At 30.2% G+C, this 839-nt stretch carries 1 protein-coding gene; it reads left to right on the top strand.

Going from position 1 to position 839, the window contains the following annotated elements; genetic code table 11:
- The first annotated feature begins 43 nt into the window (after nucleotides 1–43).
- Nucleotides 44–691 (top strand): hypothetical protein, encoded by a 648-nt coding sequence (locus tag IIF7_RS20625; RefSeq protein ID WP_084843563.1) that lies wholly within the window; start codon nucleotides 44–46, stop codon nucleotides 689–691.
- Nucleotides 692–839 lie beyond the last annotated feature (148 nt).

Genomic DNA, 839 nt, shown 5'->3' on the forward strand with positions numbered 1-839 from the left:
TTTGAGACAAACTGCCGTTGTAAGCAATTATTAAAAAAGATTTATGCCCTTTCAAGAAGAGATTAAACAAGAAATTCAGGAATATATAACTAAACATCTACCAGAAGAAAATTGGTTCGAAGGATTTTTTGATTTTATAGATGATGATAAACTTAGAGAAAGACTTTCAGAAGAATTTAAAGCAATTCGATATATCTACAAATTTTTTGAGGGAATTCAAGCTGATGATTGGCTTAAGAATGCACAAATAAGAATTCAGATTTTTTATTATGCATCAATCTATGAAGCAATAATACATCACATTTTGTTTGAATTATTGGCAAATGAACCGGAGGTTAGAAAACTTTTCGAAACAAAAACTTATAAAAAAATCTCAGTAAGTAAGAAATTAAATGAGCTTGAACACGATGGAAAAAAGATTCTCACGATGTATAAAACAACTGTCAAAAGAGAAATTACCACTATCAGATTTGAAGACAAAATAGATGCATCTGTGAAATTAAATTTAATTGATTCAAATTTGGGGGAAGAATTAAAAGAGATTTATAAATTAAGAAATGCAATTCATTTACACGCAGAGATTAAAAAAGGAATTGAATATGAAGTTGAGATGTCCAAAATTGCTTATCGTCGAATGCAAATTTTCAGAGAGCAAATAATTGAAGGACTAAATAAATATTCCGTGACTTAATAACTGCTTACAACAACGGCTCATCGCAAATAACGGGTATTATCGAAAAAGTGTAATTTTAAAAACCAGGAAAGAAAACAAATAATCCGACAACTCCGCGTCCCAACTCCCGCAACTTGCGATATCCGTATTCCAAGATCAAAAACAA

The sequence above is a fragment of the Zunongwangia atlantica 22II14-10F7 genome (assembly GCF_002094855.1).
GTDB lineage: Bacteria > Bacteroidota > Bacteroidia > Flavobacteriales > Flavobacteriaceae > Zunongwangia > Zunongwangia atlantica.

Bases quoted from the DNA above. Each gene is read 5' to 3' on its own strand.
- IIF7_RS20625 (WP_084843563.1), top strand. From the start codon at position 44: ATGCCCTTTCAAGAAGAGATTAAACAAGAAATTCAGGAATATATAACT.